Consider the following 15151-nt stretch of genomic DNA (forward strand, 5'->3'; position numbering starts at 1 on the left):
AGGGATTGGGCTTGCGAGGGCGACTTGACCAGAGTCCTGCCTTTTCCATCTGGACCCCGGCCTTGGCCGGGGTGCACGGTGGGGAAATACCGAGGGGCTCCCATGAAGTTCAGCATTTCCACCGCCGTGCTAGCGGTCGCATTGTCGACCGCGCCGATGACAGCCTCGGCCCAGCAGGCGTCGCCTCCCGGCGCCGCCGTGGCTGCCTTGCCCGGCGGTCTGTCGATGCGGGCCCTGGCCATGATGGACCGGGTCTCGGACCCGCGCCTGTCTCCGGACGGGCGACGCGTGCTCTATTCCGTCCGTTCGACCGACTGGGACGGCAACAGGGGCGTCAGCGCCCTGTGGGTCGCGGACGTCAGCGGCGGGGAGCCGCGCAAGCTGGCCGTCTCGACCGGCGGCGCCTCGACCGGGCGGTGGGCAGTCGATGGTCAGGCGATCTATTTCCTGTCGGCGCGCGGCGGATCGAACCAGGTCTGGCGCGCGGACGTCGAGGGCAATGCGGCGGTGCAGGTCACGACCTATCCGGTCGATATCATCGCCTTCAAGGTCTCGCCGGATGGACGGAATCTGATCCTGTCACTGCCGATCTTCATCGATTGCGACACCCTCCAGTGCACGAAGGACCGGATCGACGCGGACAATCGCTCGCCCTCGACCGTCACCGGCTATGACCGGATGCCGCTGCGTCAGTTCGATCACTGGAACGATGGACGACGCCAACATCTGTTCGTCCAGCCCCTGAACGGCTCGGGCCTCGCCGAAGGGACGCCGCGCGACCTGATGGCCGGGATCGACGCCGACACCCCGTCACAGCCTCAGGGCGACGAAGGCGAGTTCGCCATTTCGCCGGACGGCCGCAACGTCGTCTATTCGACCCAATCGACCCCATCGGTCGAAGCCTTCACCAACGACACCAACCTGTACAGTGTCTCCGTCGCGGGCGGCACCACCGAAATCCTGAGCGGCGTCAACGAGGCGCCGGATTTCGCCCCCGCCTTCTCTCCCGACGGCCGCCGTCTGGCGTGGCTGGCCGGTCGGCGCGAGAATGTCGGCGGAGACCAGGCCCGAGTGATGCTGGCGGAGGCCGACGGCTCGAACCCGAGGGTTCTGGTCGAGGACTGGGACAGGGGTCCCGGCTCCCTGTCCTGGAGTTCGGACGGCCGCAGCCTGCTGACCACCGCGTCCGATGACGGTCAGAACCGGCTGTTCCGCATCGACGCCCGCTCGGGCGAGATCACGCCTCTGACCGGACGGGGCGCGATCTCCGGCGTGGAGAGCCGCGCCGGCGTCCTCGTCTACGCCCGCGACGGCTTCGACGCCCCGACCCAGATCATGACCGGCGTCGGCGACGACGCCCGCACCCTGACCACCCATAACGTCGAGGCGATGGCCGCCCTGGACCTGCCGGAGGGCGAGGCCTTCACCTTCGCCGGCTGGAACGGCGAGGACGTGAGCGGCTGGGTGTTCAAACCCGTCGGCTATGTCGAGGGCCGGACCTATCCGGCCGTCTATCTCATCCACGGCGGGCCCAAGTCACCCTGGACCGAGAGCTGGTCGTATCGCTGGAACCCGCAGATCTACACCTCGGCCGGATATGCCGTGGTCATGGTCAATTTCCACGGTTCGCCCGGCTACGGCCAGGCGTTCACCGACGCCATCAACGACCACTGGGGCGATCGGCCGCTGGAGGATCTGCAGAAAGGTTGGGCCGCCGCGCTGTCCGCCAACAGCTTCATCGACGGCGACCGGGCCTGCGCGCTCGGCGCCTCCTACGGCGGCTATATGGTCAATCTGATCGCCGGGAAGTGGAACGGGCCGTGGCGCTGCCTGGTCAACCATGCGGGCGTCTTCGATGTGCCCCAGCTGATGAACGCCATGGATCTGGGCAACTTCATCTGGGAGTTCGGCGGACCGTCGTGGGAGCGGATGGACCTGTACCGCGAGTTCTCGCCGGGTGATTTCGCGGGCGACTGGACCAAGCCCATGCTGGTTCTGCACGGCTCGCGCGATTTCCGGGTGCCGATCGACCAGGGCCTGGCGACCTTCTCGGCCCTGCAGCGTCAGGGCATCCCAAGCCGGTTCGTCCAGATTCCCGACGAGAACCACTGGGTGCTGAAGCCGCGCAACTACGTCGATTGGCAGAGGGAAATTCTCGACTGGACCGCGCGCTGGACGGCGCCGACGCCGTAATCTGAGGACCGCTTCCTCCCGACTTCCCCCGGTGCTACGCCAGCGCCAACGAAGTCCCAGGAGCCGTCCGATGCGTCACCGTTCCCTGCTTTCCGCCTGCGCCGCACTGGCGATGCTGACCGCCCTGCCCGCCCTCGCCGAGGCGCCCGCCGCGCCGACGGCTCAGGCGGCCGAGCGCGCCTTCACCTATACCGACATGCTGAACGCCAACCGGCTGTCGGACCCGCGTGTGTCGCCTGACGGCCGGCACGTCGTCTACAATGTGCGCGCCACGGACATGGAGGCCAACCGCGGCGTCTCCAGCCTGATGATCCAGAACCTCGACGGCGAGAGCGAGCCGCGTCGCCTGGCCATCTCCGACGACGGCGCCAACACCGCCCGCTGGGGTTCGGACGGCGGCCTGTACTTCCTCTCGGGCCGTTCGGGGTCCAGCCAGGTCTGGAAGACAGACTCGACCGGCGCTACGGCGACCCAGGTCACCGACCTGCCGCTGGACGTCAACGCCTATCGCCTCAGCCCCGACGCCTCGAAGGTCGTGGTGTCCCTGGCCGTCTATCCGACCTGCGACGACCTCGCCTGCTCGGTCGCGCGCGGCACGGAAGCCGCCGCCCGCAAGTCGACGGGTCAGGTCTATGACCGGATGTTCGTGCGCCACTGGGACACCTGGGCCGACGGCACCCAGAACCACCTGTTCGTGGTCAACGCCGACGGCTCAGGCGATCCGGTCTGGGTCACCCACGGCTTCGACGGCGACACCCCTTCCAAGCCCTTCGGTGACGAAGGGGAGTTCACCTTCACGCCCCAGGGCGACGCCGTCGTCTTCTCGGCCCGCGTCGCCGGCCAGACCGAGCCGTGGAGCACCAATTTCGACCTGTTCAGGACCAACGGCCTGACGGGCGAAGGCTTCACCAACCTGACCGACGGCAACGACGCCTGGGACACCGGCCCGGTCTTCTCGCCGGACGGCCGCACCCTGGCCTATCGCGCCATGGCCCGCCCCGGCTTCGAGGCCGACCGCTGGCAGGTCACCCTGATGGACGTGGCCACGGGAGCCAAACGCCAGGTCGCCGCCAACTGGGACCGTTCGGCAGACAGCCTGCAATGGTCCGCCGACGGCCGCACCCTTTATGTCGTCGCCGGTGATGTCGGCCAGACCCGGCTGTTCTCCATCGATGTCGCCAATGGCGCCGTCGTCCCGATCACGGGCCCCGGCCACGTCTCGGCGGTCGAGTTGACCCCGTCCGGCTTCGTCTTCGCCCAGGACAGCCTGACCTCGCCGTCGGAGCTCTACGTGAAGACCTTCCGCGGCCGCGAGATGCCGCGCCAGATCACCGACGTGAACCCGGAACTCGACAACCGCCTGTTCGGAGAGGCCGAGCAGTTCTCGTTCGAGGGCTGGAACGACGAGACGGTCCACGGTTACGTCATCAAGCCCGCCGGCTATGTCGAGGGTCGCAAATACCCCGTCGCCTTCCTGATTCATGGCGGGCCGCAAGGCTCATTCGGCAACTCCTGGTCATACCGCTGGAACCCGGAAAGCTACGCCGGCGCCGGCTATGCGGTAGTGATGATCGATTTCCACGGCTCCACCGGCTACGGCCAGGGCTTCACCGACTCGATCTCCGAGCATTGGGGCGACCGTCCGCTGGAAGACCTGCAGAAGGGCTGGGCGGCGGCGCAGGAGCGCTACTCGTTCCTGGACGGCGACAACGCCTGCGCGCTCGGCGCCTCCTATGGCGGCTATATGATCAACTGGATTGCCGGGCGCTGGTCGGACGAATTCAAATGCCTGGTCAATCACGACGGTGTCTTCGACGTGCGCGGCATGGGCTACGCGTCCGAGGAGTTGTGGTTCACCGAGTGGGAATACGGCGGCACCGTCTACGACAACCCCGAGGGTTATGAGCGCTTCAACCCGGTGAATCACGTGTCGGAATGGAAGACCCCGATGCTGGTGGTCCAGGGCGACCGCGACTACCGCATCCCGACCGCGCAGGGCCTGTCGACCTTCACCGCCCTGCAGCGTCGTGGCATCGAGAGCCGCCTGATCGTCTTCCCGGACGAGAACCACTGGGTGCTGAAGCCGCAGAACAGCCTGCAATGGCACAACGAGGTGTTCCGCTGGCTGGACCAGCACCTCCAGCCCCAGGACTGAGCAGGTGACCGCACCCTCCACCGAAACGCCCGACGGCCAGCTCGTCGGGCGGGTGATCGCCATGCCCGCCGACACCAACCCCGAAGGCGACATCTTCGGCGGCTGGCTACTGGCGCAGATGGACCTGGCCGGCTCGACGCCCGCCTTCGACCTGGCCCAGGGGCGCTGCGCCACCATCGCGGTCGACGCCATGGTGTTTCACCAGCCGGTCTCGGTCGGCGATGAGGTGTCGCTCTACGCCACGGTCCTGAAGACGGGCCGCACCTCGATCCGCGTCCGCGTCGAGGCATGGAAACGGCCGCGCTCGACCCACGCAGTCTCCCGCGTGACGGAGGGCGTCTTCACCTATGTCGCCATCGACGAGGACCGGAAGCCGAGACCCCTCCCGGGCCAAACTTGACCCTCCCGGCCCTCGCGCCTACCTGACGCCCATGGCCATTCGACGTATCCTGACCATCGACAACGCGCCCGACCTGGCGATCCTCAAGCAGGTGTCAAAGCCCGTGGAGATCGTCGACGACGCCCTGCGCGCCCTTATGGACGACATGCTGGAGACCATGTACGACGCCCCGGGCATCGGCCTGGCCGCCGTGCAGATCGGCGAGCTGAAGCGTGTCGTGGTCATGGATCTGGGCGACGGCCCCCTGCCTGAAGGTGCCGAGGAGCCGGCCGAAGGCGAAGAAAGCCGCGTTCCCAATCCGCGCGCCTTCGTCAATCCGGAGATCCTCTGGGCCTCGGACGAGACCTATTGCTACGAAGAGGGCTGCCTCTCGATCCCCGAGTATTTCGACGAGGTCGAACGCCCCGCCCGCGTCCGGGTCACCCATCTGGATCGCGACGGAAACCGCATCGAGGAAGAGATCGAGGGCCTGTACGCCGTCTGCTACCAGCACGAACTCGACCACCTGAACGGCGTCCTGTTCATCGACCACCTGTCGCGTCTGCGCCGCGACCGCGCCATGTCCAAGGTCAAGAAGACCGTGCGCCTGAGAGAGGACGCCTGATGTCCCGCCGCAAGTCCTACGTCATCGATCCCACCGGCCGCCGTCGCCTGACCCGATCCGAAAAGATCGGCATCGGCTCCGTCGCCACCCTGATCGGCGTCGCCGCGCTCGGCATCATCGCCGGCGTCCTGCTGGACCGTCTGCTGGTGTTCGACGACGCGCTCGACGCCGGCGGCGAATGGGACGAGGGCGGCGGCGTCTCCACCCGCTGGCAGTAAGCGTTTCGACAGAAATCGCTTTCGTGGTATGATCCAGACATGGCTCAACCTGAACCTGAATATGTCCCTCTGCTTCTGCGACCCGATCTGATCGAAGAGGTCAACCGGATGGCCGCGCACGTTCGTTCGCCTGAGGGCCAGTCGGAAATCGCTGCATTGGTGAAGGCTTGCCGAGAAAGCCCGGAAGAACGTCATCTGATGGAGGATTGGCAGTCGATCGCTGACACGTCGGGTTGGGAATGGGACGGGGAACTTTAGTCGTCGCGGTTTTCCCGCGCGATTTCGGCAAGCCGCGACCGGCTCTGATCGTGCAGGCCAATGCCTTTGATCAACTTCAAAGCATCACTCTGTTGCCGCTCACGAGCGACCTGAGTCGAGACGCGACGTTCCGGGTGACTGTGCTTCCATCCGATTCGAATGGGTTGAAGCAGCGATGCCAAGTCATGGTCGACAAGGCGCAGACCGTCTATGCCGACAAGATCGGCCGCCGCATCGGGCATTTGGATAAGCGCACGCTCGATCAAGTCGATACCGCGCTCGCCCTGTTCCTCGGCCTGGCCTGACGCTAAAGCCCCTGTCATGCGGCTCGCCTTCATGGGTACCCCCGACTTCGCTGTGCCGTCCCTGGCCGAGCTCATCGCCTCGGGCCACGAGATCGTGGCCGTCTATTCCCAGCCGCCCCGACCCAAGGGGCGCGGTCAGAAACTGACGCCGTCGCCGGTCCACGCCTTCGCCGAGGCCATGGGGCTGCCGGTCTTCACGCCGGAGTCGATGAAGGCCCCCGAAGCCATCGAGACCTTCGTCAGCCTCGACCTCGATGCGGCCTGCGTCGTCGCCTACGGCCAGATCCTGAAGCCCGCCGTGCTGGAGGCTCCCCGTCTCGGCTGTTTCAACCTGCATGGGTCCCTGCTGCCTCGCTGGCGTGGCGCCGCCCCGATCCAGCGCGCCATCATGGCCGGAGACCGCGAGACCGGCGTCCAGATCATGCGGATGTCCGAGGGGCTCGACGAGGGCGCAATCCTGCTCAGCGAGATCCTGCCGATCCAGCCGGACGACACGGCCGCCAGCCTGGCTGAACGCATGTCGATGGTCGGCGCCACCCTGTGGACCCGGGCCCTCGCCGCCATCGAACGCGGCGGCGTCACCGAGACCCCGCAGACCGGCGAACCGACCTACGCGAAGAAAATCACCCCCGCAGAGGCCCGTATCGACTGGACCCGTCCGGCCGCAGAGATCGACTGCCACATCCGCGGCCTGTCCCCCTTCCCCGGCGCCTGGTTCGAAGCCTCTGGCCCTGACGGCCCCGTGCGCGTGAAGGCGTTGCTGTCCTGTCTGTCCAGCGAGGGCGCCGGCGAACCCGGCGAACTGCTCGAGGGCGGCCTGGTAATTGCCTGCGGAGACGGAGCCGTCCGGCTGCTCCGCGTCCAGCGCGAGGGCAAGGCGCAGTCGTCGCCCGCCGACTTCCTCAACGGCTTCGCCCTGCCGCTCGGGACGATCCTGGGCTGATGCCGCGCTATCGGCTGGACATCGAATACGACGGCGGCCCCTACAACGGCTTCCAGGCCCAGGACGGCCTGCCCACGGTTCAGGGCGCGATCGAGACGGCCATCCACGCCTTCTGCGGCGAGACGGTGCGCATCGCCGCCGCCGGCCGCACCGACAGCGGGGTCCACGCCACCGGCCAGGTCGCCCATGTCGACCTCGACGAGCACTGGCCCGCCGCCACGGTGATGAACGCCCTGAACGCCCATCTGATCAGGGAGGGCGTCGCCGTCCTCGATTGCCTAGCCGTACCCGACGACTGGCATGCCCGCTTCTCGGCCACGGGCCGCAAATACCTGTACCGCATCCTCAACCGCCCCGGCCGCCCGGCGCTGGAGCGCGGCCGGGTCTGGCACGTCCGCAAACCGCTCGATGCCGGGGCCATGCAGGCCGGCGCCAACCATCTGATCGGCCACCACGACTTCACCACCTTCCGCGACCTGGCCTGCCAGTCGAGGTCGCCGGAGAAGACGCTCGATGTGGCGACGGTCCGACGCGTGGGCGCGGAGGTGCATCTGGTTTTCGAGGCCCGCTCCTTCCTGCACCGTCAGGTCCGCTCCATGGCTGGCACCCTGGTTGAAGCCGGCCTCGGACGCTGGACGCCCGACGACGTGAAAGCGGCGCTTGAGGCCAGCGATCGCACCGCCTGTGGACCGGTCGCGCCGTCGGATGGGCTCTATCTGACCGGCGTCAGCTACGGTTCTTGACAAGGTTTGCCATCGGGCAGACGCTGACGTCATGGCCACGATGAACATATCCCTCCCCGACCAGATGAAGGCTTGGGTCGAGGCCCAGTCCTCAGATGGCAGGTATGCCAACTCCAGCGACTACGTCCGCGACCTGATCCGCAAGGAGCAGGTGAAGGCGGAGAAGATCGCCAGCATGCAGCGACTGGTCGATGAAGCCTATGCGTCCGGCGTTAGTGAAAAGAACTTCGACGAGATCATCACGGAGGCGCGCGCGGAAGCCGGGAGCCGCGCAGGTTCGCGGGCGGCCTGACCATTGCGGGTCCGCTACGCCGGGGCGGCTGAAGCCGATCTGAAATCGATCTATCTCAGCAGCTCGGAAATGTTCGGACGACGGCAGGCTGAAGCCTATGTCGCCGGCCTTCGGCGAGCTGTCCAACAGATCGCCGACTATCCTCTGGCGTCGCGATTGAGGGAGACGATCCAGCCGCCGATCCGCGCCCGTCCTTTCCAATCCCACGTGATCATCTACACGGTCGATGAGGCGGGCGTTCTGATCCTGCGTTTTCGCCACGGGCACGAGAATTGGCAGGATAACGCCATCGACGGCGAGGAGCACACCCCATGACCCACCCCATCCATGTCGGCATCGGCGGCTGGACCTTCGAGCCCTGGCGTGGCGTCTTCTATCCATCGGACCTGACACAGAAGCGCGAGCTGGAATATGCATCGCGGGCCCTGACCTCCATCGAGATCAACGGCACCTACTATTCGACGTTCAAGCCTGACAGCTGGATGAAATGGCGCGACGCGACGCCGGAGGGCTTTGTCTTTTCCGTGAAGGCCAGCCGCTACTGCACCAACCGGAAGGTCCTGTCCGAGGGCGGCGAGAGCTTCGCAAGGTTCCTCGACCAGGGCCTGACCCTGCTGGGCGACAGGCTGGGCCCGATCAACTGGCAGTTCATGGGGACCAAGAAGTTCGATCCCGAGGATTTCGAGGGCTTCCTGAAGCTGCTGCCCATGGAGCAGGACGGGGTCCGCCTGAGGCATGCGCTCGAAGTCCGCAACCCGACCTTCGCCACCGCGCAGTTCTACGACCTGGCCGCCAGATATGGCGCCGCCATCGTCTATGCCGTCGACGACGAGGAACCGACCTGGCCGCAGATCGATGAGCCGACCGCCGACTTTACCTACGCCCGTCTGATGTCCAGCCGCGAGGCCGAACCGACGGGCATGACCTCGGGCGAGCTGGACGCGGTAGCGCAGCAGACGAGGGCCTGGGCCGAACGCGGCGCGGTGTTCGCCTATTTCATCTCGGGGGCGAAGGTGCGGAACCCGGCTGCGGCGCAGGCCCTGATCGCCCGGCTTGCCTAGCTGCAGATTAATTGTAACCGCAGTTGATGCGAATTTGCTTGAACCAGCGCGATGCCATCCCTTTATATGAAACCGCTGCTGATGCAGTTGTAGATTTGCAGGGATTTCCCAATGGCTTTCGACTCTCTTTCCGCCCGTGACATTCCCCTGACGGACGCCGCGCTGGCCCAGGTCTTCACCGAGGCCCGCACGCGCAACGGCTGGACCGACCGTCCCGTGCCGACCGAGCTGTTGCACCGCCTGTATGACCTGACCAAATTCGGCCCGACGGCGGTGAACAACACCCCGGCCCGGTTTGTCTTCGTCACGTCGCCCGAGGCCCGGGCGCGCCTCGTGCCGCTGATGAGCGAGGGCAACCAGGCCAAGACGGGCCAGGCGCCGGTCACGGTCATCCTCGGCTACGACATGAATTTCCACGATCACCTGCCGCACCTGTTTCCGCATGCGCCGGGCGCCCGCGCCTGGTTCGGCGAAGAGACCGGACGTCGCGAAAGCGCCTTCCGCAACTCCTCGCTGCAGGGCGGCTATTTCCTGCTCGCCGCCCGCGCCCTGGGTCTCGATGTCGGTCCCATGTCCGGCTTCGACCCGGCCGGCGTGAGGGCCGAATTCTTCCCCGACGGCGATATCGAGCCGAATTTCATCATCAATCTCGGCTACGGCAACGACGACAATCTCTTCCCGCGCAGCCCCCGGCTGACCTTCGACGAGGCTGCGAAGATCGTCTGACGGATCAGGCGTGCAACCACGGCTTTCCGCGCAACCCGCCACAGGCTAGTGATTTCCCTGACAAAGGTTCGGCGCCAGACCGGACCGTCAGGGAAACAGGAACGCACATGGCTCGAGTGGCTCTCGTCACGGGTGGAACCCGCGGTATCGGCAAGGCGATCGTTCAGCGCCTGAAGGAAGACGGCATGTCCGTCGCCGCCGGCTATTCCGGTAATGCGGAGGCGGCCGAGGCCACGGCCCGCGAGCTGGGCGTCATGGTCGTGAAGGGCAATGTCGGCTCCTACGAGGACTGCGCCCGCGCCGTCGCCGACGTCGAGGCGAACCTGGGTCCCATTGATGTCCTGATCAACAATGCCGGCATCACCCGCGACGGCTTCTTCCACAAGATGAGCGCCGACCAGTGGTCCGACGTCATCCGCGTCAACATGGACAGCGTCTTCAACATGACGCGCCAGGTGATCAACGGCATGCGCGACCGCGGCTTCGGCCGCATCGTCAACATCTCCTCGATCAACGGCCAGAAGGGCCAGATCGGCCAGACCAACTATTCCGCCGCCAAGGCCGGGATGATCGGCTTCACCAAGGCCCTGGCGCTGGAAAACGCGCGCAAGGGCGTCACTGTGAACTGTATCGCGCCCGGCTATATCGACACGGAAATGGTAGGAGCCATGGACGAGAAGGTCCTGGCAGCCATCATCGCCCAGATCCCCGTGGGCCGTCTGGGCAAGGGCGAGGAGATCGCCGACATGGTATCCTGGCTGTCGGGCGAGCGTGCCGGATATGTCACAGGCTGCACGCTGTCGCTGAACGGCGGTCAATACTTGGTCGGCTGACCTTTTCGTCGCCCAAAATCCGCCGCGGCTCCCGCGCAACGCTTTCGGCCATGAGTTCAAGGGTCAAGCACGAGACGGCGCGATCGCCGGTCCCGGCGACGATGGCGTTCGCCGTCGTCGTTCTGGCGATCATGGTCGCTTCGGCCGCCGAGGCCCAGGTGCGCGGCAACGCCCAGGCCGAGCAGAATGAGACCTTCCAGAACGACAGCCAGCGCGGCCTCCCTGCCAACGGCCTCTATGCGTCCGACGTCGGTGAGCGGTTCATCTTCGACGGCCGGGGCACGCGTCCGCTGTTCCGGTTCGAGCGCCGGGAAGAGACCTGGGTGTTGCGCTCGACACCCGCGCCGCGCGGCGACGTCATCTATCGCAACGACGGCGGGGCCCAGATCCTGCGTGTCACGCCGGACGGCGGCCTGACCCTTTACACGACCCGCACGCCGAACGGCTCTCCGGCCTCGCGCATCGGGGTGGCCCCGCCGCTTGAACTGCCGACGCTGGGCCCGATCCGGCTGTTCACCCTGATGAACCAGCGCGGAAGTCTGGTCAGCCAGGCCCTGGGCCGGCTGATCGTCGTCAACCTGACGGGCGAACAGTCCGAGGCCCTGATGGTCGACGCCCTGATCGTGACCACCGAGGCGGTCATCCGCATGGCCCGCACCCCGACCTTCCGCGACCGTGTCAACGGCCTGCGCAGCATCACCCTGGTCGAGGGTGCCCGCAGCTCCGTGACCTTCTCGCGCGGCGATCTGCGGGTCGTCGTCGATCCGCGTCAGGGACAGGCCGGACGCCCGTCGTCCTCCAGCATCATCCAGGCCGTCGCAACGCGGGACTAGCCGGCGAACGAATCCTTCGCTGCGCGACGCCGGGCGAACTCTTCCGCGTTGCCGGCGGTCAGGAACGGATTGAAGGCCCGCTCGATCTTCATGCTCGTCGGCACCGTCGGCTCGTCCCGTTGGCGCCCCGCGAAGATCGCCTCCGCATGCGCCTTCACCTCCAGCCGATCATCAATGCTGAGGGTGAAACGGGCGTTGGCAGCCGTATATTCGTGCGCCCCGTACAGCACCGTCTCGTCGGGCCAGGCCAGCAGGCGGCTCAGGCTGTCCCACATCTGCTCCGGCGTGCCCTCGAACAGCCGCCCGCAGCCCAGCGGGAACAGGGTGTCGCCGGTGAAGGCGATGGCGTCCGCCGCCGAACGGAAGACCACATGGCCCAGCGTATGACCCGGCGTCGCGGTCACATGCAGAGGCGTCTTGCCGATCATGACCATGTCGCCCTCCTCGACCACCCGGTCCAGCGGCGCGACCTTTCGCACCTCCTCCGGCCCCCAGATGTCGCAACCGGTCTCGGCCTGGAGCCGCGCGTTGCCCTCGGTGTGGTCAGGGTGCCAGTGGGTATTGATGATCCGGTCCAGCCTGCCCCAGCCGAGACTGGCGATCCCGTCCAGGATCACCTGGGCGTCTGGCGTGTCGATGGCCGCGACCGTCCCCGTCGCCTCGTCCCGCGCCAGAAAGGCGTAGTTGTCGGTCCGCGCCGGAAACAGGTGAACAGTCAGGGGCATGGGTCGTCCTTGGTTCGGTAAGCCTCATCGCCATATAGTCAGGACCATGCGCCGCGCCATCGAAGACCTGCGATCCTTCTACGGCGAGCCGACCGGTGCGCTGGTGCGTCGGCTGCTGGCGAAACGGCTGGAGGATGCCTGGGGCGAGGCGACGGGCTGCGACGTGCTCGGCATCGGCTACGCCACGCCCTGGCTGGACGCCTTCGTCGGCGCCCGCCGGGTCATCGCCGCCATGCCCTCGGGCCAGGGCGTCGAGGTCTGGCCCGCCGCCGGGCGCAACCGCACCCTTCTGGTCGACGACAAGCGGCTGCCCTTCCCGGCCGGATCGTTCGACCGCGTGCTTCTGGTCCATGCGCTGGAGGAGGCGGACGATCCCGCCCAGCTGCTGACCGAAGCCGTACGCGCCCTGGCCCCGGCCGGACGGATTATTCTGGCCGCCGCCGCGCGGGGCGGGATGTGGGCCCGGGCCGAAAGCACCCCCTTCGGTCATGGCCGTCCCTTTACCCGGGGCCAGCTGGAACGACTGGTCCGCGCCGCCGGCCTGGAGCCGACCGCCTGGTCCCAGACCCTCTATGTTCCGCCATGGACCCCGCTGCTGGGCCTCGCCGACGGATTCGAACAGATCGGTCGCCGTATCGCGCCGGGCGCCGCCGGGGTGATTCTGCTGGAGGCGACCCGTCAGGCCTACGCCCGCATCCGGCCCTCGGGCGCGACCCTGCGCGTGCGCGCCGAGGCGCCCGGGCTCCAGCCCCAGCCCGTCACGCGTGGGCCGATCACCAGCAATCCTCTGTCTCGAAGACTGGATACAGACGCCGAACCTCTTTAAGCGCGGGCCCATGCACCGCCTGATCCTGATGCGCCACGCCAAGACCGAGCGGGCCGCCGAAAGCGGCCTCGACCGTGATCGCGCCCTGACGCCGCGCGGGCTGGACGACGCCGCCCTGATGGGCCGCATTCTGGCCGACAAAGGCCTGCGGCCCGACCTCGCCCTGGTGTCCTCGGCCACCCGGACGCGGCAGACCTGGGAGGCGATGCACGACCCGCTCGGGGACGTCGAGGTCCGCATCGAGCCCCGCCTCTATGACGCCACCACCGACATCATCCGTCGCTTCGTCGAGGATGCGGAGGACAAGGCGGGATGTTTGCTGGTCATGGCCCACAATCCCGGCGTCCAGTTGCTGGCCATGGAATATCTGACCGAGAGCGCCGCCTCCCCGTCGGTGCTCGACCGGATGGCGGGTGGTTTCCCAACGGGCGCGGCGGCGATCTTCGAGGTCGATGTCGCCGGTCGCTGCGCCTACGACGGCTTCCTCACGCCCAAGGCCTTCGGCGGCGGGGCCGAGGACTGATGACCGAGACCGTCGCCTACAAGATCATCGACGCCGCCGAATGGCGCGAGGCTGTGGCCGAGGGCGTCTATGCCGGGTCCGCCGTCGATCTGGCGGACGGCTACATCCACATGTCGACCGCCGATCAGCTGGATGAGACCGCGCGCAAACACTACGCCGGGCGCGAAAACCTCGTGCTGCTGACCGTCGACCTGGCGGCCCTCGACGACACGATCGTCTGGGAGGCCTCGCGCGGCGGCGCCTTGTTCCCGCATATCTACGGCCTCCTGCCTGTGAAGGCGGTCACCGAGGCTGTGGCCTATTCCTCCCCCATCGGGGGAGGCGGACCGCGAAGCGGTGGAGGGGGCCAACCCCAGACACCGAATCCGGATCGGGCCCCCTCCGTCACGGCGCAAAGAAGCGCCGCGCCACCTCCCCCCACGGGGGAGGAATAGATGCCCGTCCCTGACTTCGGCGCCGCGATCCTGCGTCGGCTTGACCCCGAGACGGCGCACGGCCTCGCCATCCAGGCTCTGAAGACCATCCCCCTGCCCGCGCCGCGTGCCGACGACCCGATCCTGGCGACCCGGATCGCGGGCCTGAACCTGTCCAACCCGATCGGCCTCGCCGCCGGATTCGACAAGAACGGCGAAGCCCTGGGCGGCCTCGCCCGCCTCGGCTTCGGCTTCGTCGAATGTGGCTCGGTCACCCCCCTGCCCCAGGCCGGCAATCCGAAACCTCGCCTGTTCCGCCTGTCGCAGGACCGGGCCATCATCAACCGGATGGGCTTCAACAACACCGGGCTTGAGGCCTTCGCGGACCATTTGTCCGCCCGCCCCTCGGGCGCTGTGATCGGCGCCAATCTGGGCGCCAACAAGGACACAGACGATCGCGCGGCCGACTATGTCACCGGCCTCAGACGCCTCGCCGGCCTCAGCGACTATTTCGCCATCAACATCTCCTCACCCAACACGCCCGGCCTGCGCGCGCTGCAGGGTCGGGAGGCGCTGGACGACCTGCTGGGCCGCATCGCCGAGGCCCGGACCACCGCCGCGCCCGTCTTCCTCAAGATCGCGCCGGATCTGACCTTCGCGGAGATCGCCATGATCGTCGAGGCGGCCCTGGTCCACCGGATCGACGCACTGATCGTGTCGAACACCACGCTCGACCGTCCCGACAGCCTGACCTCGCCCGACCGCGCCGAAGCCGGCGGCCTCAGCGGCGCACCCCTGCGCGGCAGGGCCCTGGCCGCGCTTCGGGACGCCGCCGAGGCCGCCGAGGGCCGCCTGCCCCTGATCGGCGTCGGCGGCATAGCCTCGGGCCAGGACGCCTGGGAACGGCTCCGTGCGGGCGCATCGGCCATCCAGATCTATTCCGCCCTGATCTACGACGGCCCCGGTCTGGTCGGCCGGATCAAACGCGATCTCGCGGCCCGACTGCGCGCCGAAGGTTTTTCCAGCGTCGCCGAGGCGGTTTCGGCGGGTCCGTTGACGGAGCGTTAGGGGCAAGCCGAGCATAGTCTTGCGATGCGTGG

Annotated in this window: 20 protein-coding genes; 19 read left to right on the forward strand and 1 reads right to left on the reverse strand. The window is 67.4% G+C overall.

Going from position 1 to position 15151, the window contains the following annotated elements; all coding sequences use genetic code 11:
- The first annotated feature begins 102 nt into the window (after positions 1-102).
- The 15 genes from ACP7AU_RS10640 to ACP7AU_RS10710 all read left to right on the forward strand — a co-directional run bounded on the left by ACP7AU_RS10640 (position 103) and on the right by ACP7AU_RS10710 (position 11564).
- Positions 103-2193: a prolyl oligopeptidase family serine peptidase gene (locus ACP7AU_RS10640; RefSeq protein ID WP_426051392.1), complete on the forward strand. Its 2091-nt coding sequence runs from the start codon at positions 103-105 to the stop codon at positions 2191-2193.
- Between the two features lie 70 nt (positions 2194-2263).
- Entirely contained in the window at positions 2264-4348 is a 2085-nt protein-coding gene (locus ACP7AU_RS10645) for a prolyl oligopeptidase family serine peptidase (RefSeq protein ID WP_426051393.1), read from the forward strand.
- Between the two features lie 61 nt (positions 4349-4409).
- The gene (locus ACP7AU_RS10650) at positions 4410-4748 is read left to right on the forward strand and encodes an acyl-CoA thioesterase (RefSeq protein WP_426036898.1); all 339 of its coding nucleotides are present in this window, start codon (positions 4410-4412) and stop codon (positions 4746-4748) included.
- A 31-nt stretch (positions 4749-4779) separates the two neighbouring features.
- Positions 4780-5352 (forward strand): peptide deformylase, encoded by a 573-nt coding sequence (gene def, locus ACP7AU_RS10655; protein WP_426051394.1) that lies wholly within the window; start codon positions 4780-4782, stop codon positions 5350-5352.
- On the forward strand, positions 5352-5570 hold the full coding sequence (locus ACP7AU_RS10660; RefSeq protein WP_425991762.1) for a hypothetical protein: 219 nt from the start codon (positions 5352-5354) through the stop codon (positions 5568-5570). The genes def and ACP7AU_RS10660 overlap by 1 nt, the downstream gene beginning before the upstream one ends.
- Positions 5571-5609: 39 nt before the next feature.
- Positions 5610-5828 (forward strand): hypothetical protein, encoded by a 219-nt coding sequence (locus ACP7AU_RS10665; protein WP_426051395.1) that lies wholly within the window; start codon positions 5610-5612, stop codon positions 5826-5828.
- Complete coding sequence (locus ACP7AU_RS10670) at positions 5810-6133, forward strand: type II toxin-antitoxin system PemK/MazF family toxin (protein ID WP_426036189.1); 324 nt, start codon at positions 5810-5812, stop codon at positions 6131-6133. The genes ACP7AU_RS10665 and ACP7AU_RS10670 overlap by 19 nt, the downstream gene beginning before the upstream one ends.
- 16 nt (positions 6134-6149) lie before the next feature.
- On the forward strand, positions 6150-7076 hold the full coding sequence (gene fmt / locus ACP7AU_RS10675; protein WP_426051396.1) for a methionyl-tRNA formyltransferase: 927 nt from the start codon (positions 6150-6152) through the stop codon (positions 7074-7076).
- A complete protein-coding gene (gene truA / locus ACP7AU_RS10680; RefSeq protein ID WP_426051397.1) occupies positions 7076-7819 on the forward strand; it encodes a tRNA pseudouridine(38-40) synthase TruA in 744 nt (247 codons plus the stop codon). The genes fmt and truA overlap by 1 nt, the downstream gene beginning before the upstream one ends.
- Positions 7820-7850: 31 nt before the next feature.
- Complete coding sequence (locus ACP7AU_RS10685) at positions 7851-8111, forward strand: type II toxin-antitoxin system ParD family antitoxin (protein WP_426036183.1); 261 nt, start codon at positions 7851-7853, stop codon at positions 8109-8111.
- A 3-nt stretch (positions 8112-8114) separates the two neighbouring features.
- Entirely contained in the window at positions 8115-8426 is a 312-nt protein-coding gene (locus ACP7AU_RS10690) for a type II toxin-antitoxin system RelE/ParE family toxin (protein ID WP_426036181.1), read from the forward strand.
- Positions 8423-9172: a DUF72 domain-containing protein gene (locus tag ACP7AU_RS10695; RefSeq protein WP_426051398.1), complete on the forward strand. Its 750-nt coding sequence runs from the start codon at positions 8423-8425 to the stop codon at positions 9170-9172. Before ACP7AU_RS10690 ends, ACP7AU_RS10695 begins: the two co-directional genes overlap by 4 nt.
- A 111-nt stretch (positions 9173-9283) precedes the next feature.
- A complete protein-coding gene (locus ACP7AU_RS10700; RefSeq protein WP_426051399.1) occupies positions 9284-9898 on the forward strand; it encodes a malonic semialdehyde reductase in 615 nt (204 codons plus the stop codon).
- 107 nt (positions 9899-10005) lie between these two features.
- On the forward strand, positions 10006-10731 hold the full coding sequence (gene phbB, locus ACP7AU_RS10705) for an acetoacetyl-CoA reductase (RefSeq protein WP_426051400.1): 726 nt from the start codon (positions 10006-10008) through the stop codon (positions 10729-10731).
- A 50-nt stretch (positions 10732-10781) separates the two neighbouring features.
- Positions 10782-11564 (forward strand): DUF4908 domain-containing protein, encoded by a 783-nt coding sequence (locus tag ACP7AU_RS10710; RefSeq protein WP_426051401.1) that lies wholly within the window; start codon positions 10782-10784, stop codon positions 11562-11564.
- Here ACP7AU_RS10710 and gloB read toward each other — a convergent pair.
- On the reverse strand, positions 11561-12289 hold the full coding sequence (gene gloB / locus ACP7AU_RS10715; RefSeq protein ID WP_426036171.1) for a hydroxyacylglutathione hydrolase: 729 nt from the start codon (positions 12287-12289) through the stop codon (positions 11561-11563). The two genes, ACP7AU_RS10710 and gloB, sit on opposite strands and share 4 nt — an antisense overlap.
- Positions 12290-12335: 46 nt before the next feature.
- Here gloB and ACP7AU_RS10720 point away from each other — a divergent pair, with 46 nt between their 5' ends.
- The 4 genes from ACP7AU_RS10720 to ACP7AU_RS10735 are packed head-to-tail and all read left to right on the forward strand — an operon-like array spanning position 12336 to position 15119.
- Complete coding sequence (locus ACP7AU_RS10720) at positions 12336-13115, forward strand: class I SAM-dependent methyltransferase (protein ID WP_426036169.1); 780 nt, start codon at positions 12336-12338, stop codon at positions 13113-13115.
- A gap of 10 nt (positions 13116-13125) precedes the next feature.
- Positions 13126-13638 (forward strand): SixA phosphatase family protein, encoded by a 513-nt coding sequence (locus ACP7AU_RS10725; RefSeq protein WP_426036167.1) that lies wholly within the window; start codon positions 13126-13128, stop codon positions 13636-13638.
- Positions 13638-14072: a DUF952 domain-containing protein gene (locus tag ACP7AU_RS10730; RefSeq protein ID WP_426036165.1), complete on the forward strand. Its 435-nt coding sequence runs from the start codon at positions 13638-13640 to the stop codon at positions 14070-14072. The genes ACP7AU_RS10725 and ACP7AU_RS10730 overlap by 1 nt, the downstream gene beginning before the upstream one ends.
- Positions 14073-15119, forward strand: a complete 1047-nt coding sequence (locus ACP7AU_RS10735; RefSeq protein WP_426051402.1) for a quinone-dependent dihydroorotate dehydrogenase — start codon at positions 14073-14075, stop codon at positions 15117-15119.
- The last annotated feature ends 32 nt before the right edge of the window (positions 15120-15151 follow it).

Origin of the sequence: Brevundimonas sp. SL161 (assembly GCF_049896985.1) — a bacterium.
In the GTDB taxonomy this organism is placed as follows: Bacteria; Pseudomonadota; Alphaproteobacteria; order Caulobacterales; family Caulobacteraceae; genus Brevundimonas.

Coding starts and splice junctions, on each gene's coding strand:
- ACP7AU_RS10640 (WP_426051392.1), top strand. CDS start 103: ATGAAGTTCAGCATTTCCACCGCCGTGCTAGCGGTCGCATTGTCGACC.
- ACP7AU_RS10645 (WP_426051393.1), top strand. CDS start 2,264: ATGCGTCACCGTTCCCTGCTTTCCGCCTGCGCCGCACTGGCGATGCTG.
- ACP7AU_RS10650 (WP_426036898.1), top strand. CDS start 4,410: ATGCCCGCCGACACCAACCCCGAAGGCGACATCTTCGGCGGCTGGCTA.
- def (WP_426051394.1), top strand. CDS start 4,780: ATGGCCATTCGACGTATCCTGACCATCGACAACGCGCCCGACCTGGCG.
- ACP7AU_RS10660 (WP_425991762.1), top strand. CDS start 5,352: ATGTCCCGCCGCAAGTCCTACGTCATCGATCCCACCGGCCGCCGTCGC.
- ACP7AU_RS10665 (WP_426051395.1), top strand. CDS start 5,610: ATGGCTCAACCTGAACCTGAATATGTCCCTCTGCTTCTGCGACCCGAT.
- ACP7AU_RS10670 (WP_426036189.1), top strand. CDS start 5,810: ATGGGACGGGGAACTTTAGTCGTCGCGGTTTTCCCGCGCGATTTCGGC.
- fmt (WP_426051396.1), top strand. CDS start 6,150: ATGCGGCTCGCCTTCATGGGTACCCCCGACTTCGCTGTGCCGTCCCTG.
- truA (WP_426051397.1), top strand. CDS start 7,076: ATGCCGCGCTATCGGCTGGACATCGAATACGACGGCGGCCCCTACAAC.
- ACP7AU_RS10685 (WP_426036183.1), top strand. CDS start 7,851: ATGGCCACGATGAACATATCCCTCCCCGACCAGATGAAGGCTTGGGTC.
- ACP7AU_RS10695 (WP_426051398.1), top strand. CDS start 8,423: ATGACCCACCCCATCCATGTCGGCATCGGCGGCTGGACCTTCGAGCCC.
- ACP7AU_RS10700 (WP_426051399.1), top strand. CDS start 9,284: ATGGCTTTCGACTCTCTTTCCGCCCGTGACATTCCCCTGACGGACGCC.
- phbB (WP_426051400.1), top strand. CDS start 10,006: ATGGCTCGAGTGGCTCTCGTCACGGGTGGAACCCGCGGTATCGGCAAG.
- ACP7AU_RS10710 (WP_426051401.1), top strand. CDS start 10,782: ATGAGTTCAAGGGTCAAGCACGAGACGGCGCGATCGCCGGTCCCGGCG.
- gloB (WP_426036171.1), bottom strand. CDS start 12,289: ATGCCCCTGACTGTTCACCTGTTTCCGGCGCGGACCGACAACTACGCC.
- ACP7AU_RS10720 (WP_426036169.1), top strand. CDS start 12,336: ATGCGCCGCGCCATCGAAGACCTGCGATCCTTCTACGGCGAGCCGACC.
- ACP7AU_RS10725 (WP_426036167.1), top strand. CDS start 13,126: ATGCACCGCCTGATCCTGATGCGCCACGCCAAGACCGAGCGGGCCGCC.
- ACP7AU_RS10730 (WP_426036165.1), top strand. CDS start 13,638: ATGACCGAGACCGTCGCCTACAAGATCATCGACGCCGCCGAATGGCGC.
- ACP7AU_RS10735 (WP_426051402.1), top strand. CDS start 14,073: ATGCCCGTCCCTGACTTCGGCGCCGCGATCCTGCGTCGGCTTGACCCC.